The 23215-nt window shown below is 73.1% G+C and carries 22 protein-coding genes and 1 pseudogene; 12 read left to right on the forward strand and 11 right to left on the reverse strand.

Annotation, left to right across the window (positions count from 1 at the left end):
- Positions 1–135: 135 nt before the first annotated feature.
- Positions 136–1371, forward strand: coding sequence for a threonine aldolase family protein (locus tag ACFYQQ_RS16250; RefSeq protein WP_388904796.1), 1236 nt, complete (start codon positions 136–138; stop codon positions 1369–1371).
- 40 nt (positions 1372–1411) lie between these two features.
- Here ACFYQQ_RS16250 and ACFYQQ_RS16255 read toward each other — a convergent pair whose 3' ends face one another.
- Entirely contained in the window at positions 1412–1627 is a 216-nt protein-coding gene (locus ACFYQQ_RS16255; protein ID WP_356237976.1) for a hypothetical protein, read from the reverse strand.
- Between the two features lie 272 nt (positions 1628–1899).
- Here ACFYQQ_RS16255 and ACFYQQ_RS16260 point away from each other — a divergent pair, with 272 nt between their 5' ends.
- On the forward strand, positions 1900–3006 hold the full coding sequence (locus ACFYQQ_RS16260; protein WP_355790433.1) for a DUF5937 family protein: 1107 nt from the start codon (positions 1900–1902) through the stop codon (positions 3004–3006).
- Between the two features lie 27 nt (positions 3007–3033).
- Here the strand turns inward: ACFYQQ_RS16260 and ACFYQQ_RS16265 are convergent.
- The 3 genes and pseudogenes from ACFYQQ_RS16265 to ACFYQQ_RS16275 all read right to left on the reverse strand — a co-directional run bounded on the left by ACFYQQ_RS16265 (position 3034) and on the right by ACFYQQ_RS16275 (position 5720).
- Positions 3034–3673: pseudogene (locus tag ACFYQQ_RS16265) on the reverse strand (ATP-binding protein).
- Positions 3674–3719: 46 nt separating this feature from the next.
- Positions 3720–4391 (reverse strand): response regulator transcription factor, encoded by a 672-nt coding sequence (locus tag ACFYQQ_RS16270; protein WP_355790430.1) that lies wholly within the window; start codon positions 4389–4391, stop codon positions 3720–3722.
- A gap of 123 nt (positions 4392–4514) precedes the next feature.
- Positions 4515–5720, reverse strand: coding sequence for a sensor histidine kinase (locus ACFYQQ_RS16275; RefSeq protein WP_355790428.1), 1206 nt, complete (start codon positions 5718–5720; stop codon positions 4515–4517).
- A 164-nt stretch (positions 5721–5884) separates the two neighbouring features.
- Between ACFYQQ_RS16275 and ACFYQQ_RS16280 the strand changes: the two genes are divergently transcribed.
- Positions 5885–6922, forward strand: a complete 1038-nt coding sequence (locus tag ACFYQQ_RS16280) for an SAM-dependent methyltransferase (RefSeq protein WP_356163846.1) — start codon at positions 5885–5887, stop codon at positions 6920–6922.
- Here the strand turns inward: ACFYQQ_RS16280 and ACFYQQ_RS16285 are convergent.
- The gene (locus ACFYQQ_RS16285) at positions 6887–8038 is read right to left on the reverse strand and encodes an NADH-quinone oxidoreductase subunit D (protein ID WP_355794485.1); all 1152 of its coding nucleotides are present in this window, start codon (positions 8036–8038) and stop codon (positions 6887–6889) included. The genes ACFYQQ_RS16280 and ACFYQQ_RS16285 overlap by 36 nt on opposite strands.
- 31 nt (positions 8039–8069) lie before the next feature.
- Between ACFYQQ_RS16285 and ACFYQQ_RS16290 the strand changes: the two genes are divergently transcribed.
- Both ACFYQQ_RS16290 and ACFYQQ_RS16295 read left to right on the forward strand, forming a co-directional pair.
- Positions 8070–8564, forward strand: a complete 495-nt coding sequence (locus ACFYQQ_RS16290) for a PH domain-containing protein (protein ID WP_355794486.1) — start codon at positions 8070–8072, stop codon at positions 8562–8564.
- Positions 8565–8770: 206 nt separating this feature from the next.
- Positions 8771–10063: a PH domain-containing protein gene (locus ACFYQQ_RS16295; RefSeq protein WP_388904797.1), complete on the forward strand. Its 1293-nt coding sequence runs from the start codon at positions 8771–8773 to the stop codon at positions 10061–10063.
- A 138-nt stretch (positions 10064–10201) separates the two neighbouring features.
- Here the strand turns inward: ACFYQQ_RS16295 and ACFYQQ_RS16300 are convergent, their stop codons facing one another.
- From ACFYQQ_RS16300 to ACFYQQ_RS16315, 4 genes are all read right to left on the reverse strand, one after another.
- On the reverse strand, positions 10202–11755 hold the full coding sequence (locus tag ACFYQQ_RS16300) for a hypothetical protein (protein WP_388904798.1): 1554 nt from the start codon (positions 11753–11755) through the stop codon (positions 10202–10204).
- Between the two features lie 248 nt (positions 11756–12003).
- Positions 12004–12966 (reverse strand): ABC transporter substrate-binding protein, encoded by a 963-nt coding sequence (locus tag ACFYQQ_RS16305; RefSeq protein WP_355781130.1) that lies wholly within the window; start codon positions 12964–12966, stop codon positions 12004–12006.
- Positions 12967–13045: 79 nt separating this feature from the next.
- On the reverse strand, positions 13046–13726 hold the full coding sequence (locus tag ACFYQQ_RS16310) for an ABC transporter permease subunit (RefSeq protein WP_355781132.1): 681 nt from the start codon (positions 13724–13726) through the stop codon (positions 13046–13048).
- Complete coding sequence (locus ACFYQQ_RS16315; RefSeq protein ID WP_355781135.1) at positions 13723–14445, reverse strand: ABC transporter permease; 723 nt, start codon at positions 14443–14445, stop codon at positions 13723–13725. The genes ACFYQQ_RS16310 and ACFYQQ_RS16315 overlap by 4 nt, the downstream gene beginning before the upstream one ends.
- Positions 14446–14617: 172 nt before the next feature.
- Here ACFYQQ_RS16315 and ACFYQQ_RS16320 point away from each other — a divergent pair, with 172 nt between their 5' ends.
- A complete protein-coding gene (locus ACFYQQ_RS16320) occupies positions 14618–15766 on the forward strand; it encodes a betaine/proline/choline family ABC transporter ATP-binding protein (RefSeq protein ID WP_355781138.1) in 1149 nt (382 codons plus the stop codon).
- Between the two features lie 52 nt (positions 15767–15818).
- On the opposite strand, the gene ACFYQQ_RS16325 is transcribed toward ACFYQQ_RS16320, so the two are convergent.
- Positions 15819–16946, reverse strand: coding sequence for an alpha/beta hydrolase-fold protein (locus tag ACFYQQ_RS16325; RefSeq protein WP_355781142.1), 1128 nt, complete (start codon positions 16944–16946; stop codon positions 15819–15821).
- A gap of 204 nt (positions 16947–17150) precedes the next feature.
- On the opposite strand from ACFYQQ_RS16325, the gene ACFYQQ_RS16330 reads away from it, so the two are divergent.
- The 6 genes from ACFYQQ_RS16330 to ACFYQQ_RS16355 all read left to right on the forward strand — a co-directional run bounded on the left by ACFYQQ_RS16330 (position 17151) and on the right by ACFYQQ_RS16355 (position 22379).
- Positions 17151–18980, forward strand: a complete 1830-nt coding sequence (locus ACFYQQ_RS16330; RefSeq protein WP_388904799.1) for a phosphatidylglycerol lysyltransferase domain-containing protein — start codon at positions 17151–17153, stop codon at positions 18978–18980.
- A gap of 236 nt (positions 18981–19216) precedes the next feature.
- The gene (folP, locus tag ACFYQQ_RS16335; protein ID WP_356237979.1) at positions 19217–20140 is read left to right on the forward strand and encodes a dihydropteroate synthase; all 924 of its coding nucleotides are present in this window, start codon (positions 19217–19219) and stop codon (positions 20138–20140) included.
- Positions 20137–20640 carry a nuclear transport factor 2 family protein gene (locus ACFYQQ_RS16340; RefSeq protein ID WP_355791886.1) on the forward strand — a complete coding sequence of 168 codons (504 nt, stop codon included), beginning with the start codon at positions 20137–20139 and terminating at the stop codon, positions 20638–20640. The genes folP and ACFYQQ_RS16340 overlap by 4 nt, the downstream gene beginning before the upstream one ends.
- 236 nt (positions 20641–20876) lie before the next feature.
- Entirely contained in the window at positions 20877–21236 is a 360-nt protein-coding gene (folB, locus tag ACFYQQ_RS16345) for a dihydroneopterin aldolase (protein WP_355791889.1), read from the forward strand.
- Positions 21233–21844 (forward strand): 2-amino-4-hydroxy-6-hydroxymethyldihydropteridine diphosphokinase, encoded by a 612-nt coding sequence (gene folK / locus ACFYQQ_RS16350; protein WP_356163841.1) that lies wholly within the window; start codon positions 21233–21235, stop codon positions 21842–21844. The genes folB and folK overlap by 4 nt, the downstream gene beginning before the upstream one ends.
- Before the next feature lie 49 nt (positions 21845–21893).
- A complete protein-coding gene (locus tag ACFYQQ_RS16355) occupies positions 21894–22379 on the forward strand; it encodes a DUF3180 domain-containing protein (protein ID WP_356163840.1) in 486 nt (161 codons plus the stop codon).
- A 121-nt stretch (positions 22380–22500) separates the two neighbouring features.
- Here ACFYQQ_RS16355 and folE read toward each other — a convergent pair whose 3' ends face one another.
- A complete protein-coding gene (gene folE / locus ACFYQQ_RS16360; RefSeq protein ID WP_121405280.1) occupies positions 22501–23106 on the reverse strand; it encodes a GTP cyclohydrolase I FolE in 606 nt (201 codons plus the stop codon).
- Between the last annotated feature and the right edge of the window lie 109 nt (positions 23107–23215).

Genomic DNA, 23215 nt, shown 5'->3' on the forward strand with positions numbered 1-23215 from the left:
ACCGGACGATTTCTCGTCATGTTAACGCGATTGGTTCGAGGCCCGTTCGGTTGTCCACAGGCTGTGGGTTTCCGCGGGCCCCGGCGGCCTGAAACCGGTGTGCCCGTGCGGGCCGCCCCGGGAGATGATCCGGGGATGAGCGATACGGCGGAGCACGGCGAAGAGCAGGACGGCGGAGGGGCGGCCGGGCACGGCTCCGGGGCGGGGCCGGAGCGCGCCCCGGAGTCCGGGGTGGCCACTGCCGAGCGGCGGCGCGAGCGGCGGACCGCCGCCTACCGGAGCGCCCGGCGCGTGCTGGCCCGGTCGGGCCACCGGGCGACGCTGCGGGAGCGGCTGGCGGTCCTGGACGGGGCGGCGGACCTGTACGACCTGGACGCCCCGGTGGACGTCTACGGGAACGGCATCGTGGAGGCCCTGGAGGAGCGCGTCGCCGGACTGCTGGGCACGGAGGACGCCGCCTACTTCCCCACCGGCACGATGGCGCAGCAGGTGGCGCTGCGCTGCTGGGCCGCCCGCACCGGGAACCCGACCGTCGCGCTGCACGCGCTGTCCCATCCCGAGGTGCACGAACGGAACGCGTTCAGCGCGGTCAGCGGGTTGCGCACGGTGCGCGTCACGAGCGAGCCCCGGCTGCCGACCGCCGGGGAGATACGCGACTTCGACGAGCCCTTCGGGGCGCTGATGCTGGAACTGCCGCTCCGGGACGCCGGTTTCGTCCTGCCCACCTGGGAGGAGCTCTCCGAGGTGGTGGAGGCGGCGCGGGAACGCGACGCGGTGGTCCACTTCGACGGGGCGCGGCTGTGGGAGTGCACCCCGCACTTCGGGCGCCCTCTGGACGAGATCGCGGGCCTCGCGGACAGCGTCTACGTGTCGTTCTACAAGTCGCTCGACGGGTACAGCGGCGCGGCGGTGGCCGGACCGCGCTCCCTGGTCGACGAGGCGAAGACCTGGCGCCACCGCTACGGCGGCATGGTCGTCCAGCAGTTCCCCGCGGTGCTGTCCGCGCTCGCCGGCCTGGAGCGCGAGCTGCCCCGGCTGCCCGAGTACGTGGCCCACGCGCGCGTGATCGCCGCCGCCCTGCGCGAGGGGCTGGCGGCGGCCGGGGTGCCGTGGGCACGCGTCCACCCCGAGGTGCCGCACACCCACGACTTCCAGGTCTGGCTGCCGTACGACCCGGACGTGCTGGAGGACGCGGCCGCCGCCCAGGCCGAGGAGACCGGCACGTACCTGTTCGTCAGCCCGTGGGCCCGGGGCGGGCCGGGGGTGTCCTACACCGAGGTGGGCGTGCGGTCCGCGGGCCTCGACTGGACGGCCGACGAGGCCCGGGCGGCCGCCGGGGACTTCGCGGCGCGGCTGCCGGACCTCCGGTAGGGAACCGGCGTCCCGGTCCCGCCCGTGCCGTGGCCCCACGTCAGGGGCCCGGGAGCGGTCCGCCCCGCCGCCACCGGCGCACGGCCCCCCGCAGCCGGCCCGTCGCCGGGCGCCCGGCCAGGACGGAGCGGAACCGCCGCAGGTCGCGCAGCTCACGCAGGGTCTGCCGGTCGTGGGTACCGGGCGCGGGCGGGGCGGGCTCGCCGTGCTGCCGGGCCCGGCAGGTGTCCAGAAGGTACTGCTGGGTGACGCTCACGGCGGATCGCCTCCTCGGGACGGGAGCGGAGGGGACCGGGCGGGCGGTGGACCCGCGGTGCCCGGCGCTTCCGGCACTCCGGCGTCCCGGTCATCCGTGCTCAGGTACTGGGCTGCTCAGGTACTCCGTGTTCGGTACTCCGGCACTCAGGGAACCGGTACTCCGGGTTCCGGTACTCCCAGCCTGCGCCCGCTCGCGGCGTCTGTCCCCTCGATTGACGACCGGTGTCAATCGGGGACGGCGTTGTCAGTGGCCCGGTGCACCATGAGGGCATGAGCGTGAGCATCGAGGTCATCGGGCTGCGGCGGGAGCGGGTGGCCTTCGTGCCGTCCCCGCTGGCCGAGCTCGGGATGGCGCTGCACGCCCTGTCCGAGCCGGGCCACCACCCGGGGCTCCAGGCCTGGGCGACCACCGTGACAGCGGGCCTCGACCCCCACCTCGCCGACCGCATGTGCGAGGCCGACTTCCTGTGGCGTACGACGTTCTCGGACCTCTTCCTGCCCTCCGCCGGCATCCCCGGCGGATTCACCCTGCCCGGGGCCACGCTCGCCGAGGACCTGGACCTGCTGGACAAGCTGAGCGACGAGCAGTTCGTGGCCGCCGCCCTGGAGTTCACCGGCGCCCTGACGTACGACGCTCCCGGGCCCGGCACGCTCTCGGACTCCGGGCTGCGCGCGCGTGCCCTGGACCTGGCGGCGTCCCGCGGGCCGCGCCAGGTGCGGTTCGCCCGGCGGCTGCTGGAGGACCCGCCGGGCGTGCGGACCTGGCTGCGGCAGTTCCTGGAGGACTGCGACGAGGCGTTCTTCGCCGAGGCGTGGTCGCGGCTGCGCCACCAGCTCGCGGTGGACGCCCGGCACAAGACCGACCTGTTCCGGCGCCGGGGCCTGGCCGAGGCGCTCGCCTCGGTCTCCTCCGCCGTGACGCTGGACGAGTCCGCCGGGCGGATCGTCGTGGACAAGCTGGCCGACGGACACACGGCCACGGCCGACGGCGGCCTGCTGCTCGTGCCCACCACCCTCGGCTGGCCCCACCTGATGGTCCTGCACCGCTACGGGTGGCAGCCGGTGCTGCACTACCCGGTCGGCTCCCCCGAACTCGCCGCCCCGCCCTCGGTCGAGCAGCTCACCCTGCGGATGACGGCACTGTCCCACCCGGTCCGGATGCGGATCTGCCGTCATCTGGCCCGCAGCGCCTACACCACGGGCGAGCTGGCGCAGGTGCACGGCATGACGGCCCCCGAGATATCCCGGCACCTCGGCGTCCTCAAGAAGGCCGGCCTGCTCTCCACGCGCCGCCGGGGCCGGTACGTCCTGCACCAGCTCGACGTCACGGCGGTCGCGCGTTTGGGGAGCGACTTCCTGGAGGGCATCCTCCGCTGACCACTTGAGCGCGTCCCGCGCCGGGCCTCAGTCGAAGCGGATGTGCCGCGCGCCCGTCCACGCCCGGCGCAGCCGCCCCCGCAGCACGCCGTCCCGGTTCGGTGCGAGGGTCAGTCCGGCCAGCACAGCGATGCGCTCGGCGGTTCTCGCGACCGTCGTGTGGTCGGTCCACAGGTGCTCGGCGAACTCCGGCTCGCGCAGCCGCTCCAGGCAGTGGTCGAGCCGTTCCACCGCCCAGCTCTCCCGGCGCAGGGGTGCGTCCTTCCCGGCCACGTACCGGAGCAGGTGACCGAAGCCGCGCTCGCGCAGCCGCGCCAGCACGGTCTCCCGCTCGGCGAGGAGGGTGAAGTGCCGTACGTCGTCGCCCAGTTCGCGCAGCCGCCCGACGGTCTCGTCGAAGCAGCGGGGCTCGGTGACCGTCATGGGGGCGATCACAACACCGTCGTGCCCGCTCAGGGCGAGGTCGAGCACCTCGACCACGCCCTGCCGCCAGGACGTCAACTCCTGGAAGTCACCGCGGAGTTCGGGCGGGAGCATGCGGCGCAGACCGAAGCCGGCGTGTTCCGGGTCGCAGATGACGGAGCCGGGCAGCCGCCGCCGGATCTCGTGTGCGGCTGCATCTTGACGGATCACCGCTCCCGTAAGGGCCGTTGATCCACAGGAGCATGCGCAGACCCTAGTGGCCGCCGGTCACACCCTGGTCACGCCCCCGGTCAGCCGTGGCCGCCCGCCCGTACGAGCCCCGTCTCGTAGGCGAGGACGACGACCTGCACCCGGTCGCGCAGCCCCAACTTCGTGAGGATGCGGCCCACATGCGTCTTGACGGTCGCCTCCGACAGGACCAGCCGGGCGGCGATCTCGCCGTTCGACAGACCCTGCGCGACGAGCACCATCACCTCGCGCTCGCGGTCGGTGAGCCGCTCCAGCTCCTTGTGCTGGGGCTGCTTGCCGGCGGTGGGCAGCATCGGCGCGAACCGGTCGAGCAGGCGCCGGGTGGTCGAGGGGGCGACCACCGCGTCGCCGCTGTGCACGGAGCGGATGGCGGTCAGCAGCTCGCCCGGCGGCACGTCCTTGAGCATGAAGCCGGAGGCGCCCGCCTTCAGTCCGGAGAACGCGTACTCGTCGAGGTCGAAGGTGGTCAGGATCAGCACCTTCGGCGGCTCCGCCTGGGAGCAGATGCGGCGGGTCGTCTCGACGCCGTCCAGTTTCGGCATGCGCACGTCCATCAGCACCACGTCGACCTCGGTCCCGCGCAGCACCTCCAGGGCCTCGACGCCGTCGCCCGCCTCGGCCACGACCTCCATGTCCGGCTGGGCGGCGAGCACCATCCGGAAGCCGGTGCGCAGCAGCACCTGGTCGTCGACGAGCATCACGCGGATCGCCATCGGGGGTCCCTCTCAGATTCGTACAGGGGTCATGGGCCGGGTTCGGACGCGTACGGGGTCGGGGCGGCCACGGGACCGCGGGTCGGATGCGTACAAGTGTCTCGGCGAACGTACGTACAGGTGTCAGTGGGCGGCCTTGAGCGGCAGCAGGGCGCTGATGCGGAAGCCGCCGCCGGGGCGCGGTCCCGCGTCCAGGGTGCCGCCCACCATGCCGACGCGCTCACGCATGCCGATCAGGCCGTGCCCCCTGCCGTCGGCGCCGCCCTCCTCGTACAGCTCGTGCGGGGCGCCCTTGCCGTCGTCCTCGACGAGCAGTCCGAGTCCGTCGTCGAAGTACACCAGGCGCACGCTCGCACCGGCGTTCGGGCCACCGTGCTTGCGGGTGTTGGTGAGGGCCTCCTGCACGATGCGGTAGGCGGTGAGCTCGACGCCGCTGGGCAGCGGGCGCGGGGTGCCCTCCACCTTGTAGTCGACGGGCAGCCCCGCGGTGCGCACCTGCTCGATGAGGTCGTCGAGCTGCTCGACGTCGGGCTGCGGCACGTACTCGCCGCCCTCCTGGTGCTCGCCGGTGCGCAGCACGCCCAGCAGGCGGCGCATCTCGGCGAGGGCCTGCCGGCCGGTGCCCGAGATGGTCTCCAGCGCCTTCTTGGCCTGGTCGGGCGCGGCGTCGAGGACGTAGGCGGCACCGTCGGCCTGGACGACCATGACGGACACGTTGTGCGCGACGACGTCGTGCAGTTCCCGGGCGATGCGGGCGCGCTCGGCGGCGACCGCGACCTTGGACTGCGCCTCGCGCTCCTTCTCCAGCCGGGCGGCGCGCTCCTCCAGCTGGGCGAGGTAGGCGCGGCGGGTGCGGATGGAGTCGCCCAGCACCCAGGCCAGCGCGAAGGGCACCGTCTGGAAGACCGCTATCAGGACGACACCCGGGGTGCCCGTCGCCTCCTGCGGCCAGCGCAGCTGGGACAGGGCCGCCGCGCAGAGCCCGCCGACCAGGGCGAATCTGGAGGCCCAGCGGGCGCCGTCCGCCGCGACGGTGTAGATGATCACCAGCATCGCGAAGTCCGCGGGCGACACCCCTACGTCCAGGACGAGCTGTGCGACACCGGTGGCCGCCGCCAGCACGAGCATCTTCTCGGGCATCCGGCGGCGCAGCGCGACGACCAGACACAGGACGACGGCGACCGGGACGGCCACGGGGAGCGGCCCCCGGTGCTCGGACGCCCCGCTGACACTGCTGAGGCTCACGCCGGTGATCCCGAGCAGGACGACGGCCCAGAAGCTGTCGACCCACGTCGGGTACCGGCGGAGAAAGTCATAGAGGCGCTGCACGTAACCCAGAGTAGGGAAGCGTGGTGTGTGCAGGGGTCAACCGGAGGATCGATCCGGAACCCGCACGCGTACTCCCCAAGGTGGAGGGCTTCCAGTCCTCCGCGCCTACCGGACCCGCCCGGCCGGGGCCGGAGCCGCCGCGAAACGGGGCCTAACCTGGCCCGATGACGGACACGACGGCGGACGGCGCGCGCGGCTGGCGGGCGGCGGCCGAGGAGGCGCTGTACGGGCCCGGAGGGTTCTACCGGCGTCCGGAAGGGCCCGCGGGTCATTTCCGGACGTCCGTCCACGCCTCCGCGCTCTTCGCGCGCGCCGTGGCGCGCCTGCTGTGCCGGGTGGACGAGGCCCTGGGGCGCCCGGCCGCGCTCGCCTTCGTCGACATGGCGGCGGGCCGGGGCGAACTCGCGGCGGGGGTCCTCGCCGCGCTGCCCGAGGAGGTCGCCGCCCGCGCGCGGCTGTACGCGGTCGAGCGGGCCGCGCGCCCCAGGGGCCTCGATCACCGCATCGAGTGGCTGTCCGAGCCGCCGCGCGGGGTCACCGGGCTGCTGTTCGCCAACGAGTGGCTCGACAACGTGCCCGTGGACGTGGCCGAGACGGACGCGGAGGGCGTGGCCCGGCTGGTGCTCGTACGACAGGACGGGACGGAGCGGCTCGGGCCGCCGGTCGCGGGGGCCGGCGCCGAGTGGCTCGCGCGCTGGTGGCCGGTCCCGTCCGAGGGCATGCGGGCCGAGATCGGCCTCCCCCGGGACGCCGCCTGGGCCGACGCCGTCGCCGCCCTGGACCGCGGTCTTGCCGTCGCCGCCGACTACGCGCACTTCGCGGGCGCCCGGCCGCCCTTCGGGACGCTCACCGGCTTCCGTGCGGGCCGGGAGACGGTGCCCGTGCCCGACGGGTCGTGCGACATCACGGCGCACGTGGCGCTGGACGCGTGCGCGCTGCCCGGGGCGCTCCTGACGACACAGCGGGCGGCCCTGAGGGCGCTGGGGGTGCGCGGCGGGCGCCCGCCGCTGTCCCTGGCCGCCACGGACCCGGCCGGCTACGTGCGGGCCCTCGCGGAGGCGGGCGAGGCCGCCGAGCTCACCGCGACGGGCGGACTCGGCGACTTCGGCTGGCTGCTCCAGCCCGTCGGCGGCGTGCGGATCGGCCCGCCCGGGGACGCGGCGGACCTACTTGTCGATGTCCCCGACCACGAAGAAGAGTGACCCGAGGATCGCCACCATGTCCGCCACCAGCGTGCCCGGCAGCAGTTCGGTGAGCGCCTGGATGTTGTTGTACGAGGCCGAGCGCAGCTTCAGCCGGTACGGGGTCTTCTCGCCCTTGCTCACCAGGTAGTAGCCGTTGATGCCCAGCGGGTTCTCGGTCCATGCGTACGTGTGCCCCTCGGGGGCCTTGAGGACCTTGGGGAGCCGCTGGTTGACCGGTCCCGGCGCCAGCTCCGCGAGCCGGTCGAGGCAGGCGTCGGCGAGCGCCAGGGCGACGTGCGTCTGCTCCAGGAGGCACTCGAAGCGGGCGAGGCAGTCGCCCTCCTGGCGGGTGACCACCTTCAGCGTGTCCTGGAGCTCCGGGTAGGCGAGGTACGGCTCGTCCCGGCGCAGGTCGAAGTCCACGCCGGAGGCGCGCGCGATCGGGCCGCTCACCCCGTAGGCGTGCACGGCCTCGGGCGACAGCACGCCGACCCCGCGCGTGCGGCCGCGGAAGATCTCGTTGCCGAGGACGAGGTCGTCGTAGACGTCCATCCGCGAGCGCACGGAGGCGACGGCCTCACGCGCGCGGGTGGTCCAGCCGGCCGGCAGGTCCTCCTTGAGGCCGCCGACGCGGTTGAACATGTAGTGCATGCGCCCGCCGGAGATCTCCTCCATGACGTTCTGGAGTTCCTCGCGCTCCCGGAAGGCGTAGAAGACCGGGGTGATCCCGCCCAGCTCCAGGGGGTAGGACCCCAGGAACATCAGGTGGTTGAGGACGCGGTTCAGCTCCGCCAGGAGCGTGCGCATCCACACCGCGCGCTCGGGGACCTCCATGCCGAGCATCCGCTCCACGACGAGGACGACACCCAGCTCGTTCGAGAAGGCGGAGAGCCAGTCGTGGCGGTTGGCGAGCATGATGATCTGGCGGTAGTCGCGGGCCTCGAAGAGCTTCTCCGCGCCGCGGTGCATGTAGCCGATGACCGGCTCCGCGTGCTGGATCCGCTCGCCGTCGAGGACGAGCCGCAGCCTGAGCACGCCGTGCGTGGACGGGTGCTGAGGCCCGATGTTGAGCACCATGTCGGTGCTCTCCGCGGCGCCGCCGATACCGACCATGGTCTCCGTCGTGGGAGTCATGGGGACAGTCTCTCGTACGTACCCTTGCGGCATGGAGACGGGGACCACACGGAACGCGGCGGGCGAGCCCGTCTGGACCGGCCTGCCGCCGGGCCTGCTACGGATGCGACGGCTGTTGCTGGTGGTGTGGGCGGGACTGCTGGCGATCGCCGTGGCCGTGGGGCTCTGGCTGCTCGCCGGTCCCGGCTGGGCCGCCTTCGCCCTGCTGCCCCTCGCCCTGATCCTGTGGGGCTGGGCGATGCTGGGGCGCAACTGGCGCTCCTGGCGGTACGCCGAGCGCGCGGACGACCTGCTGATCAGCAGGGGCGTGCTGTGGCGCGAGGAGACCGTCGTGCCGTACGGGCGCATGCAGCTGGTGGAGGTCACCTCGGGGCCCGTGGAGCGGTACTTCGGGCTGGCGAGCGTGCAGCTGCACACGGCCGCGGCGGCGACCGACGCCCGCATCCCCGGCCTCGACCCCGAGGAGGCCGAGCGGCTGCGCGACCGGCTGACGGAACTCGGCGAGGCCCGATCGGCGGGCCTGTGACCCCGCCGCCGGGCCCGGCGGACCCGGCCGCCGCGGACACGCCCCTGCCGGAACCTTCCAGCACTCCGGGGACACCACTCGCCCCCGGCCCGGTAGAACTCACGGCCGCCGGCGGCAGCGCGCCCGCCCACGGATCGCCGGACTCCGCGGGCTTCCCGGCACCCGCCGCCGCGCCGGGGACGTCCTCGGCGGGTGCCGGGGCGGAGGTGCGGCCGCTCGTGGAGCAGCGCCTGCATCCGGTGACCCCGCTGCGGCGCGCCTGGGCGCCGGTCGCCGTGCTCGCCGGCTGGGCGGTGCACGACCCCAACCAGGCGCAGGCCCAGCTCACCCGGCTGACGACGACCACCCTGCTCGTCGGACTCGCCGTCTTCGTCCCCGCCGCCGCCCTCTACGGCTTCCTGACCTGGTGGTTCACCCACTACGCGGTGACCGGCACCGACCTGCGCATCCGCACCGGACTGGTGTTCCGCCGCACCGCGCACATCCGGCTCGACCGGCTCCAGGCCGTCGACGTCACCCAGCCCCTGCTGGCCCGCGTCGCCGGCGTCGCCAAGCTGAAACTCGACGTCATAGGGACCGACAAGAAGGACGAGCTCGCCTACCTCGGCGAGGACGAGGCCCGCGCCCTGCGCGCCGAACTCCTCGCGCGCGCCGCCGGATTCGCCCCCGACACCGCGCACGAGGTCGGCGAGGCCCCGGCCCGGCGGCTCCTGCACGTGCCCGCCCGCGTCCTCGCCGTCTCCCTCGTGCTCACCGGCGCCACCTGGGGGTCCCTGGTCGCCGCGCTCGTCGTGCCGTCGCTGCTCTGGCTCGCCACGCACAGCGTGTGGACGGTCCTCGCGACCGGTCTGCCGCTGCTCGGCGCGGCGGGCGCGAGCAGCGTGGGCCGCTTCGTCGGCGAGTACGACTGGACGGTGGGCGAGTCCCCGGACGGCCTGCGGATCGACCACGGGCTCCTCGACCGTACGCACGAGACGGTGCCGCCCGGCCGGGTGCAGACCGTGCGGATCGTGGAGCCGCTGCTGTGGCGGCGGCGCGGCTGGGTCCGCGTCGAGCTGGACGTCGCCGGGTCGTCCAACTCCGTGCTCGTGCCGGTGGCGCCGCGCGAGGTCGCGGACGAGGTGATCGCCCGGGTGCTGCCCGGTGTGGTCGTGCCGGGCGTCCTCGCGCGGCCGCCGCGCCGGGCCGGCTGGTGCCTGCCCTTCTGGTGGCGGGGCTACGGCCTCGCCGTCACCGACACCGCCTTCGTCGCCCGCCACGGGCTGCTGCGCCGCAGCCTCGCCCTGGTCCCGCACGCGAAGGTGCAGAGCGTACGGCTGGAGCAGGGGCCCTGGTCGCGCCTCAAGGGACTCGCGGACGTCCACGTGGACACCGGCGCCAACAAGACCGTCACGGCGCGGCTGCGGGACGCGGGCGAGGCGGCGGACCTCCTCCAGTCCCAGGCCGACCGCTCCCGCACGGGCCGCCGGCAGGCCCGCCCCGACCGGTGGATGGCGTGAGCGCCGCCCGGGACCCGCTACGAGGTGAAGGCGGTCACGGGGCTTGGGGTGAGGCACCGGCAGTCCCGGACCCCGCTACGGCGTGAGGGCACCGGCGCTGTCGCCGGTGCCCTCAGGTGAACTCGTGGACCTCCGTGGTCAGGAGACCGCGCTCCGCAGCTCCGCCACGTCGATCTGCTCCGTCTCGTCGTGCGCCGTCAGGTCGATGACCTGGCCGACCCCGCGGGACTCCTCGTCCGCCGGCTTGAACTGGACGGCCTCGGACTCGGCCTTGTGCAGCGCGAGCGCCTCCTGGCCGACCACGTCGGCGAGGTCCTCGTTCTGCACGGCCTCCAGCGCGTCCGGGGAGGTCCCCTTCTGCGTGCCGAAGAAGTCGAACCCGCCCTCGACGCCCTGGCGCCGCCGGGGCGCGGTCGGTACGACGGCCACGGCGGTCGGCACGGTGAAGTGCCCGGACGGCCGGACCGACTTGACGGGCTTCGTCGGCTTCACGGGGGTGAGGGCCGACGCGGCGGACGCGTCCTCGGCGGCGGCCCGCGTCACGGGGGCCGTCTCCGCGGGGCTGCCGGTCGTCGGGCGGGTGGCGGCGGTGGCCTCGGCCGCGGGCACGGCGGCCGCGCGCTGGTGCCCGTCGACCGCCCCCGGCTTCCCCTCGGCCTCGTCCTCCCGGGCGCGCGCCTGCCCGGCGCCGTCCCGCCCGGAGGTGTCCTCCGCCGTGCCGTCCTGCTGCGCGGAGGTGTCCCGCGCGGAGGTGTCCTTCGCCGGGCTCTCCTGCGCGGTGGCCTTGGATGCCGGTGTGCCCGAACCGGCGTCGGCCGAGGGGCCCTTGGCGGGGGCGCCGGGGCCGGGGTCGTCGGTGCTGGGGTCGTCGGTGCCGGGGCCGGGCTCGGTCTGCGCGGCCCGCTCGCCCACGATACGGTCGAGCGCGGAGTTGGCGCGCAGGAAGAGCGAGGAACCCGTCGGGGAGAACGCCTTGTCCGAGTCGGACTCCGGCGCGGCGTCCTCGGGCGCGCTCTCGGTCTCCTGACCGGCGTCCGGACCCGGCGCGTCCTGCGGATCGCCGGCGCGCTCGGAGGCGGGGGAAGCCGCCGGTGCGGGGACGGTAGGCGCCGCCTCCGCGGCCGGTACGGACTCGGGGTCCGCCGACGGGACGGGGGCCGCTCCCGGAGAGGCCACGGCCCCGGGTGCGCGGGAGGCCGCGTCGGACGAGGACGCGGGCAGCGCCCGGGCGGGCACCGAGCTCTCTATCGCGAGCAGCCGGCGGCCCTCCAGCGCGGTCGCGCGCTCCGTCTCCGCCGTGGCGTACCGCCGCAGCAGCGCCGCGTGCTCGTTGCGCAGGTTCGCCAGTTCGGTCCGCTTGGCGCGCAGCCGCTGCTCCAGCTTGGCGCGCAGCTCGCGCGACTCCTCGAGGTCGGTCTCCAGTTCGGCGACCCGCTCCTCGTAGCGCCACTCGTCGCTCGCCCGCGCGCGCGTGAGTTCGGCGACGCGCTTGCCCGCCGCCGTGTCCCAGCGGCGCATGACGACGGAGCCGAGGACGGTCGTCAGCGCGGCTCCCGCGGCGAGCCCGCGGAGCACCGCGGGCTCCGTGAACAGCCAGGGCCCGACGGCGTAGACGAGCGCGACGCCGGCGATCGCCGAAGGGGGCAGCAGCCTGTGCAGAGGCGGGGAATGGCGGTGACGTCCACGTGGCATGGCCAGAAACTTACCGCGCGTAGGCGAATCTTGGAGCCCCGCGAGGTAAAAACACAGCCACCCCGCAGGCTTCTCACGCCCCGGGCACCCGCACCGGCCCCACGCCGACTCCGCGAAGGCCGTGACGGCGTCCTGACGAAGCCCCTCCGCGTCTTCGCGAGAACGCCGCAGGGGCCGTCAGTTCATCTCCGCCGTGAGCCGGTCACTCACTCACGAGAACACCGCATTCCGCCGGAGAGGCGGCACGGTCACTTCTTGATCAAACCCTTCGACTCCAGATACGCCTTGGCCACATCGGCTTCCTTCTGGCGCTCCGCGTCGACCTTGCGGTTGAGTTCCACGAGATCGTCCGTGGTGAGCGTCTCGGTCAACTTCCCGAGGACGTCGGCTATCTCCTTGTCACCCGCGTCCTTCGCGTTCACGACCGGGAGCACGTTGTCCGCGTTCTGGAGGTTCTTGTCGTCCTCCAGGAGCACGAGGTCGAAGTCCTTCAGCGTCGCGTCCGTGGTCGTGGTCAGGACCAGCTGGTCCGTGCCGTTCTTGACCGCCTGCTTGGCCTGGGTGGTCCCGACGCCCTTGGGGTCGATTCCGGCGACGTCGATGCCGTACGTCTTCTCCAGACCCGGCGCGCAGAAGGGCCGCGTCTCGCATTCGTCGCCCGCCGCGATCTTGACCTTGACGCCCGACTTCCCCAAGTCCGAAAGGGTCTTCAGGTCGTGCTTCTTCGCGAATTCGGTGCTGACCGCGAACGCGTTCTGGTCGACCGCCCCGCCGGCCGGCAGCACCTTGAGGCCCTTCGGCTCGGCGAGCTTGCGCAGTGCGCCGACGGTGGCGTCGACATCGCTGGAGGCGACGGGCTTCGCCTTCGCGCCGTTCTCCTTCAGGTTGAGGAATTCCGCGAGCGTCGCCGCGTATTCGGGGACGATGTCGATCGCCCCCTTCTCCAGCTGGGGTTCATAGATCTCGCGGTTCTCGACCGTCTTGACCGAGACGCTGTATCCGGCATTGCCGAGCACCTGCTTGTAGAGCTCGCCGAGGACCTTCGCCTCGGTGAACCCGGCGGCGCCGATCACGAGTTCACCCTTGGCGCCGCCCGACTCCTTTCCGGAGCCGTCGTTCTCCAGGCTGTCCCCGCCGCACGCGGTGAGGCCCGCGGTCAGCGCGCCGACGGCCACCGCCGCGACCGCCATCCGACGCGTTCTGCTGTTCATCGTTACCCCTATCGAGAAGTCGTACGTCGCGGTGCGCCCGCAGGCCGGGAGTCACCGCGCACCCAAGAGAAAACCGACGTCACCGCGTCGTGACCCGGCGTCCGCGCATCGGGTCGAAGACCCGTCCCGCCAGCACCAGCGCGCCTTCGAGCAGCAGCGCGAGCACCGCCACCAGGAGGGCGCCGGCGACCACCTGCGGCGTGTTCTGCAGGCTGAACCCGGCGGTGATGATCCGGCCGAGGCCGCCCTCGCCCGCCGCCGCGGCGAGTGTGGCCGTGGCGATGATCTGCACCGTCGCGGACCGCACCCCGGTCATGATCAGCGGGTACGCCAGCGGCAGCTCGACCTGGCGGAACACCTGGCCGCCGCTCATCCCCATCCCCCGCGCCGCCTCCACGACGGACCGGTCGACCTCGCTCATCCCGATGTACGCGTTCGTCAGCAGTGGCGGGACGGCGAACAGGACCAGCGCGATGAGCGTCGGCAGGTCCCCGTGCCGGCCGAGCGGGGTGAGGGTGAGCAGGACGAGCACGGCCAGCGTGGGCACCGCCCGTCCCACGTTCGAGAGGTTCACGGCGAGCGCGCCTCCCTTGCCGATGTGCCCGAGCCACAGGGCGAGCGGCAGCGCGATCAGGCAGGAGACGGCGAGGGTGACCCCGCTGAAGTACAGGTGCTCGGCGAGCCGGTGCCAGACGCCCTTCTCTCCCTGCCAGTTCGCCCCGGTCGTCAGCCAGTCGAAGGCGCCCGTTATCGCGTTCACGCCGCCTCAGCCACCTTCGCCGGGGCCGGACGCCGCCGTGTCCGGGGAGCGCGGGTCGCCCGCGTCCAGGGGGTCAGCAGCCGCTGGAGGCCGAGCAGCAGCAGGTCGGCCACCAGGGCGAGCAGCACGCAGATCACGGACGCGGTGAGCACCTGCGCCTTGAAGTCGCTGCGCAGCCCGCTGACGATCAGCGTGCCGAGCCCGCCGTAGTCGACGATGTACCCCACCGTCGTCAGGGCCACGGTGGAGACGGTGGCGATGCGCACGCCGGCCAGCACCGAGGGCAGCGCCAGCGGCAGCTCCACCTCCCACAGCAGCCGCCCCGAGCCGTACCCCAGACCCCTGGCGGCCTCGCGGGCCTCCTCGGGGACGGACTGGAGTCCCGCGAGGATGTTCCGCACGAGGATCGTGAGCGAGTACAGGACGAGTCCGGTGACGACCAGGGCGGCCGAGAGCCCGAACACGGGCAGCAGCAGCGAGAACATCGCGAGCGAGGGCACCGAGTACAGGACGGTCGTCAGACCGAGGATCGGGCCGGCGACGGTGCGGAAGCGCCGGGCCAGCAGGGCCAGCGGAAAGGCCACGAGGACGCCGATGGCCACCGAGGCCACCGTGATCCACACGTGCTGCACCGTGGCGTCGATCAACTCCTGGCTGCGGGAGCGGACGTACTCCCCGCAGATCCAGTCGTTCGCCACCAGGCAGTTCTGCTCGCTCACCCGCCTCACCTCCCCCGGATCACCGAACGTATGTCAGTGGACCGCGCACCCGCACATCGTTTTGACTTGCTGGCGACCCTAACGCCCACCACCGACAATGGCCGAGAGTCGCCGTACGAGCGAAACACTGCCTTCACACAACACCCGCCGTCCGCGGCCACAATGGGGAGCCATGATCCGGTTCGAGAACGTCACCAAGCGGTACGCGGACGGCACCACCGCCGTCGACGACCTGTCCTTCGAGGTCGCCGAGGGCGAACTGGTCACGCTGGTCGGCCCCTCGGGCTGCGGCAAGACCACCACCATGAAGATGGTGAACCGCCTCATCGAACCGTCGAGCGGGCGGATATTCCTCGACGGCGACGACATAGCGGACATCGATCCCGTCCAGCTCCGCCGCCGTATCGGCTACGTCATCCAGCAGGTCGGCCTCTTCCCGCACAAGACGGTCCTCGACAACACGGCGACGGTCCCGCACCTGCTCGGCGTCAAGCGTGCCAAGGCCCGGGAGCGCGCGGCCGAACTGCTCGACCTGGTCGGCCTCGACCCCGCCGTCTACGGCGACCGCTACCCCGAGCAGCTCTCCGGCGGCCAGCGCCAGCGCGTCGGCGTCGCCCGGGCCCTGGCCGCGGACCCGCCCGTCCTGCTCATGGACGAGCCGTTCGGCGCGGTCGACCCGGTGGTGCGCGAGCACCTCCAGAACGAGTTCCTGAGGCTCCAGCAGTCCGTGCGCAAGACCGTGCTGTTCGTCACGCACGACATCGAGGAGGCCGTACGCCTCGGCGACCGCATCGCCGTCTACGGCGCCGGCCGCATCGAGCAGTTCGACACCCCGTCCGCCGTCCTGGGCGCTCCGGCGACCCCGTACGTGGCCGACTTCGTGGGTGCCGACCGCGGCCTGAAGCGGCTGTCCGTGACACCCATCGAGGAGAGCGACCTCGAACAGCCGCCGGTGGTGCGCCTCGACGACCCGCTGCCGAGGAAGCTCGACGCGCGCTGGGCGGTGGTCCTGGACGCTCAGGGGGACCTGCACGGCTGGATCTCCGCCGAGCACGCGAACGGGCGGACCGGCACGGTCCGGGAGCACGCCCGCCGGATGGAGGCGTGGCTGCCGGTCGGCGCGTCCCTCAAGCAGGCGTTCTCGACGATGCTCCAGCACGACGCCGGCTGGATCGCCGTCATCGACGGGAACAGCGAGGGCCGGTTCCTCGGCGTGCTCACCCCGGCCCGGCTGCACGAGGCGCTGCGCCGCTCCACGGCCGCGGACGCCCAGGACATCGCCCGCGCGGACGTCGACCTGGAGACGGTCAGCGGCTCCTAGGCAGGCGTCGTCCGTGCCGCCCCCGCGCGCGGGCGGCCGTCCTGACGCGGGTTCAGCGGTCGCTCAGCCGTCCGCTGAGCCACTGGAGGGTGCCCGGGATCTCGCGCCGCCAGGTGTTGAAGTTGTGGCCGCCGCTGTCGAGGATGACCGACGAGATCCGCGTCGGCCGCCTCGACTTCACCAGCTCTATGAACCTCAGCGTGTCCCGGTAGTTCGTCTCCCCCTGCCTGCTGCTGGTGACGAGCAGTGAGGTGTCGGGCGCGGGCCGGTGCTTGAGGTACCACCACAGGTCGGCGTGGTCGCGCAGCGCCCGGTCCCCGTGGAAGAGGTCGCCGGTGGTGGCGTCGTTCGGCGCCGCGTAGTACGGCGACAGACCCGCACCGGCCGCGTAGGTCCCGGGGTGGTGGACGGCGAGCTTCAGCGCGCAGTACCCGCCCGTGGAGTCGCCGACGACACCCCAGCTGCCCGGCTTCCGGCCCACCCGGTAGTGCGCCGCCACGGCGTCCGGGAGGTCCTTGGCGAAGAAGGACTCGGCCTGCGGGCCGTCTGGGACGTCCACGCACTCCGTGTCCCGCGGCGGCGCCACCGTCGGCCGCAGCATGACCAGGATCATCGGCTGGATCTTCCCGTCCTTGGCCAGCGCGTGCGCCGTCTGCGGGTAGTGCAGGCCCTTGATGAGGGCCTCGGCCGTGCCCGGGTAGCCGGTGAGGACCGTGACCGCCGGGAAGGTCCGGGTGCGGTACTGCCGCTGGAAGTACTCCGGCGGCAGATAGACGTACGCGGGCGTGGCGATGTGCGTCGTACGGCCGACGAGGGCGACCTTCTGGATCTGGCCGCCGATCCGCGGGCGCGCCCCGCCGGACACGTTCACCTGCTGGGTGCCGGTGACCCTGAGGGGCCCGCCGCCGGCCCCGCCGGTGCCGTGGTCGACGACCACGCCCTGTCCGCTCTCCCGGCCGAACAGATCCGCCCAACTGGCGTAGAAGCCGAAGGCCTGGTTGGTGCTGAGCCCGATCGAGGCGAGGACCGCGACCTGCGTGGCGAGCAGCAGTCCGACCCGGCCGCCGACGGCCCGCCAGGTGCGGCGCGCCAGCCGCGGCCACAGCCACACCGTGCCGACGAACAGCAGCACGGCGGACGAGACCGCCAGCACCAGCACCTTGTTGCTCGTGAGACCCATGGGCTCTTCCTGCCTGCGCTTTCCGGTCCCGGGCTCGCGCGACGCTCCTTCGCGAACGCTTGCCCGGGACTTTCCCTGCCTTTTGAAACGGCTTTCCGGAAGGGAGTGAACCTCTCTCCCCACGACACCGTCCTAGAGGGCGCAATGTCGCCGGATGCCGGATTGGCACCGGATTCACGGTCTCTCGCGGAACTACGGGATGCGATGTCTGTCAGGATAGATGGCGAATTGTCGGGTGGGGTTCCGGACCGACCGGGCCGGGCACGGCGTCTGCTGCGCGGCCCGAGCCCCGAGGCGGCCCCCGCGCTGGTCGCCCGAGCCTGCACCCTGGTGGGACTCCTGGACGTCTGCGCCGGTGTCTTCCCCCGCTTCCGGCACAGCCGCATGCACAGCGTCGCCGAGGTACTGCCGGGCGCGCTCGGCCCGTTCGCCGCCGCCCTGTCGCTCAGCGCCGGCGTGCTCCTGCTGCTCCTCGCGCACGGCCTGCGCCGGCACAAACGCCGGGCGTGGCGGGCCGCCGTCGTCCTCCTGCCGGCCGGTGCCCTCGCCCAGTTCGCGTACCGCCACTCCCTCGTCGGCGTCGTCATCTCGCTCGCCCTGCTCGCGCCGCTGCTGCGCCACCGGAGTGAGTTCGCCGCCCTGCCCGACCCGCGCAGCCGCTGGCGCGCGCTGGCCAACTTCGTGCTCATGGGCGCCGGTTCCCTGGTCCTCGGGCTGGTCATCGTGAGCGTCCACTCCGACCGGATGACCGGCGACCCCAGCCTCGCCGACCGCATCCAGCACGTGCTCTACGGCCTGTTCGGCTTCTCGGGCCCCGTCGACTACACCGGGCCCACCTCCTGGACGGTCGCCTTCTCCCTCGGCGCCCTCGGCCTCCTGACCGCGGTCACCACGGTCTACCTGGCCTTCCGTCCCGAACACCCGGCCGCGCGGCTGACCCCCGACGACGAGAGCCGGCTGCGCGCCCTGCTGGAGAGGCACGGCGGCCGCGACTCGCTCGGCCACTTCGCCCTCCGCCGCGACAAGGCCGTCGTCTTCTCCCCCAGCGGCAAGGCGGCGGTCACCTACCGCGTCGTCTCGGGCGTGATGCTCGCGAGCGGCGACCCGATCGGCGACGTCGAGGCCTGGCCCGGCGCCATCGAGCGCTTCATGGACGAGGCGAAGGCCCACTCCTGGACGCCCGCCGTCATGGGCTGCTCGGAGACGGGCGGCGAGGTGTGGACGCGCGAGACCGGCCTCGACGCCCTCGAACTGGGGGACGAGGCGGTGGTGGACGTGGCGGATTTCAGCCTCGGCGGGCGCGCGATGCGCAATGTGCGCCAGATGGTGAAGCGCATCGAGCGGGCCGGTTACGAGACCCGGGTACGGCGCGTGCGTGACCTCGGCGAGGGCGAACTCGACCGGATACGGCGCGCGGCCGAGGACTGGCGCGGCACCGACACCGAACGCGGCTTCTCGATGGCGCTCGGCCGCATCGGCGACCCCGCCGACGGGGACTGCCTGATCGCCACCGCCCACCGGGCCGACGCCGAGCCGGGTCCGTACGGCGATCTCAAGGCCGTCCTGCACTTCGTCCCGTGGGGCGCCGACGGCGTCTCCCTCGACCTCATGCGGCGCGACCGCTCGGCCGACCCCGGCATGAACGAACTCCTCATCGTGGCCGCCCTCCAGGCGGCCCCCCGGCTCGGCGTCGCCCGGGTCTCGCTGAACTTCGCGATGTTCCGCTCCGCCCTCGCCCGCGGCGAGAAGATCGGGGCCGGTCCGGTGCTGCGCGCCTGGCGCGGCCTGCTGGTCTTCCTCTCCCGCTGGTTCCAGATCGAGTCCCTGTACAAGTTCAACGCGAAGTTCCGTCCCCGCTGGGAACCCCGTTTCGTCGTCTACCGCTCCTCCGGGGAGCTGCCGCGGATCGGCCTCGCGGCCATGCAGGCGGAGGGCTTCGTGCAGCTCGCCCTGCCCCGGCTGCTGCGCCGCCGCGCCGCGGCCCCCCGCCCGTGCCCGCACGGCGTCACGGAACGCGAGATCAGAGCGGCGTAGCAGCCGCCCACGGGCCCGGGACGAGGTCTGCGCCCGCGCCGCCGAGTCGCCCCGGCCGAGCCGAGGGGTGTCGGGTGGATCACTTCGGATCCGGCCACCGCGTACGGCGGAGTGCCTCACGGACGGCGCGCGACCTACGTACCGGGCGCGACCGGGTCCTGTCACGGCGCCGCCAGGGGCCGTACCGGGCGTCCCGGGCCAGGGGGGATCCGAACGACACCCCCTAGGCTGGACGCATGAGCACGAAGAGCGGGCGCGGCGAAGTGGCGGGACTGCCGGCATGGGACCGCTGCGCGGTGATGGGGGTCGTCAACGTGACGCCCGACTCCTTCTCCGACGGAGGCCGCTGGTTCGACACGACGGCCGCCGTCAAGCACGGTCTCGGCCTGGTCGCCGAGGGCGCCGACCTGGTGGACGTCGGCGGTGAGTCGACCCGCCCCGGCGCCACCCGCGTCGACGAGGCCGAGGAACTGCGGCGCGTCATCCCGGTCGTGCGCGGACTGGCCTCCGAGGGGGTCACCGTCTCCGTCGACACCATGCGCGCCTCCGTCGCCGAGCGGTCCCTCGCCGCCGGGGCCGCCCTCGTGAACGACGTCAGCGGCGGCCTCGCCGACCCCGCGATGATCCCGGTCGTCGCCGCCGCCGGAGCCCCCTTCGTGGTGATGCACTGGCGCGGCTTCCTCGCGGGCGGCAACGTCAAGGGCTCCTACGAGGACGTCGTCTCCGAGGTCGTCGACGAACTGCACGCGCGCGTGGAGGCCGTCCTGGCGGGCGGCATCGCCCCCGACCGGATCGTCGTCGACCCCGGCCTCGGCTTCTCCAAGGAGGCGGAGCACGACCTGACCCTCCTGGCCCACCTCGACCGGTTGCGCGCCCTCGGCCACCCGCTGCTCGTCGCCGCCTCCCGCAAGCGTTTCCTCGGCCGGGTCCTCGCGGGCCCCGAGGGCGCCCCGCCGCCCGCCCGGGAACGGGACGCCGCCACCGCGGCCGTCTCCGCGCTCGCCGCCCAGCAGGGCGCCTGGGCGGTGCGCGTGCACGAGGTGCGGGCCACCGCCGACGCGGTCCGGGTGGCCCGGGCCGTCGAGGGTGCCCGTGCCGCCGGCACCGCCGCGGCCCAGGTCCCCGGCCCCCGCGAGCTGGACGGGGAAGGAGACCGGTGAACGCCCCGCACATCGACGTCGAGCAGGTCGAGCTCGCCAACACCGCGTACTACGAGGCGATGGAGCGGGGCGACTTCGAGGAGCTGTCCTCCCTGTGGATCACGCCGGCCGACCTCGGCATCGACGAGGACGTCCACGACCCGGCGGACGCCGCGGTCATCTCCTGCGTGCACCCCGGCTGGCCGGTGCTCTTCGGCCGCGGCGAGGTCCTCAGGTCGTACGCGCTGATCATGGCGAACACCGAGTACATCCAGTTCTTCCTCACCGACGTGCACGTCTCCGTCACCGGCGACACCGCTTTGGTGACCTGCACGGAGAACATCCTCAGCGGCGGTCCGCCGCCGGAGGACAGCGACGAACTGGGCCCGCTGGTGGGCCAGCTCGTCGTCGCCACCAACGTGTTCCACCGCACACCCGACGGCTGGAAGCTCTGGTCGCACCACGCCTCGCCCGTCCTGGCCGAATCCGATGACGACGAGGGTGAGGACACACCCGGTTGAGTGGGTAGGCGCGCTCCAGCGGTTGGTTCCACCGGGCCCTGGGTAGGGGCGGCTACCAACCCGTGAGCCGCCGTGTTCCCCATGGGAAACATCCGGTGAAGGCCTGTCCGCCCCACACCGGTGTCCCACCCGTGGCCGAGCGCTGTCGGTGCCCGCAGGTAGATTCACCCGAGGCTGGTGTGCCGACCGCACTCGGTACGCACCCGCCGCTACCGACGATTGCAGGAGTGATTCGCGTGGATCGTGTCGCGCTGCGCGGCCTGAAGGCCCGTGGGAACCACGGCGTCTTCCCCAGGGAGCGCGAAGAGGGCCAGACGTTCATCGTGGACCTGACGCTCGGCCTGGACACCCGGCCGGCCGCGGCCGAGGACGACCTGACGAAGACCGTGCACTACGGCATCGTCGCGGAGGAGGTCGTCGCCGTCGTCGAGGGCGAGCCCGTCGACCTCATCGAGACGCTCGCCGAGCGCATCGCCCAGACATGCCTGAAGCACGAAGCGGTCCAGGAGGTCGAGGTCTGCGTCCACAAGCCGGACGCGCCGATCACCGTCCCCTTCGACGACGTGACCGTCACCATCACCCGGAGCCGAGTATGACCGCCTTCTTCACCGGGGGTCAGAGCGACCCGACCGTCCAGCCGGTGCCGCCCTCCGTCGTCGAGCGGGTGGACGCCGCCGACACGACGCTGAGCAACCCCAAGCGTGCGGTGATCTCCCTCGGCGCGAACCTGGGCAACCGCCTGGAGACCCTCCAGGGAGCCGTCGACGCCCTGGAGGACACCCCGGGCGTCCGCGTCAAAGCGGTCTCCCCGGTCTACGAGACCGAGCCCTGGGGAGTCGCCCCCGGCAGCCAGCCGAGCTACTTCAACGCGGTCGTGGTCCTCAAGACCACCCTGCCGCCCTCGTCCCTGCTGGAGCGCGCGCACGCCGTGGAGGAGGCCTTCAACCGCGTCCGCGACGAGCGCTGGGGGCCGCGCACGATCGACGTGGACATCATCGCGTACGACGGTGTCGTCTCCGACGACCCGGTGCTGACGCTCCCCCACCCGCGGGCCCACGAGCGCGCGTTCGTCCTCGCCCCCTGGCACGACGTGGACCCCGAGGCCCAGTTGCCCGGTCACGGCCCGGTGGCCGGACTTCTCGACGCCGTCACCCGAGACGGTGTGACGCCCCGCGCCGACCTGGAACTCCGGCTGCCCGAGTAGTCGTTAAGGTCAGGACGACCGACCAAGGCCGGCTTACCGAAGGGGCAACGTGAAACAGCTGCGCATCAGGACGCTGGCCGCCGTGTTCGTCGTGGCCGGCGTCCTGTCCTGGGCGGGCGCCCGCCTGTGGAACGCGGTGGGGACCCTCCCCCGGGTCCCGCTGGCCGCCCCCGTCGTCCTCGCCCTGATCGCCGTCGTGCTGCTGGCCACGGCGCTCTCGCTGCGCGGCCGGCTCAAGGCCCAGCGCGAGCGCCGCCCCGGCGCCAAGGGCGTCGACCCACTGATGGCGGCCCGCGCGGTCGTCTTCGGCCAGGCGAGCGCCCTGGTGGCCGCCCTGGTCTCCGGGATGTACGGCGGCACGGGCGTCTTCCTGCTCGAATCCCTGGAGGTCCCCGCCCGCCGCGACCAGGCGATCTACGCGGGCTTCTCCGTCGTCGCCGGGATCGGCGTGATAGCGGCCGCCTTCTTCCTGGAGCGCGTCTGCAAGCTCCCGGAGGACGACGACGAGAACGGCGGGACGGCCCCGGCCGCCTAGGCAGTTCCCGACCCCGAACCTGTCGTCCCGCCTGTCCGGGCCCCCACGGACCGGACAGACGGCGGACGGCCGGACAGGCGGCGAATGGCCGGTCGGCGGCCGATGTGCGGTCGGCCGGGCTTCAGCGGGCCATGATCAGGCTCATCGCCTCGTTGCGGGTGGCCGGGTCACGGAGCTGCCCCCGCACCGCCGACGTGATGGTCTTGGCCCCCGGCTTGCGCACACCCCGCATGGACATGCACATGTGCTCGCACTCCACGACGACGATCACCCCGCGCGGCTCCAGGATCTCCATCAGCGAGTCCGCGACCTGCGTCGTCAGCCGCTCCTGCACCTGCGGGCGGCGTGCGTAGACGTCCACCAGCCGGGCCAGCTTCGACAGGCCCGTGATCTTGCCGTCCACGGACGGGATGTACCCGACGTGGGCCACCCCGACGAACGGCACGAGGTGGTGCTCGCAGGAGCTGAGCACCTCGATGTCCTTCACCAGGACCATCTCGTCGTGCCCCAGGTCGAACGTCGTCGTGAGCACGTCCTCGGGCTTCTGCCACAGTCCCGCGAATATCTCCCGGTAGGCCCGGGCGACCCGCCCCGGCGTCTCGCGCAGGCCCTCGCGGTCCGGGTCCTCGCCGACCGCGATCAACAGCTCGCGCACGGCGTTCTCGGCGCGCTTCTCGTCGAACACGCCGATCGCGCCCTCGCCGTCCAGCGTCACGGGGTCGGTCATCTGTTCCTCGTTCCTTGGCCTCTCACGCGTGACAGTCGACGCGTCGGACATCCGGGCATAAGAAATGCCGTACCCCCCAGGCTAGAACCAGGGGGGCACGGCATCCATT

The sequence above is a fragment of the Streptomyces sp. NPDC005496 genome (assembly GCF_042872045.1).
Classification (GTDB): Bacteria; Actinomycetota; Actinomycetes; order Streptomycetales; family Streptomycetaceae; genus Streptomyces.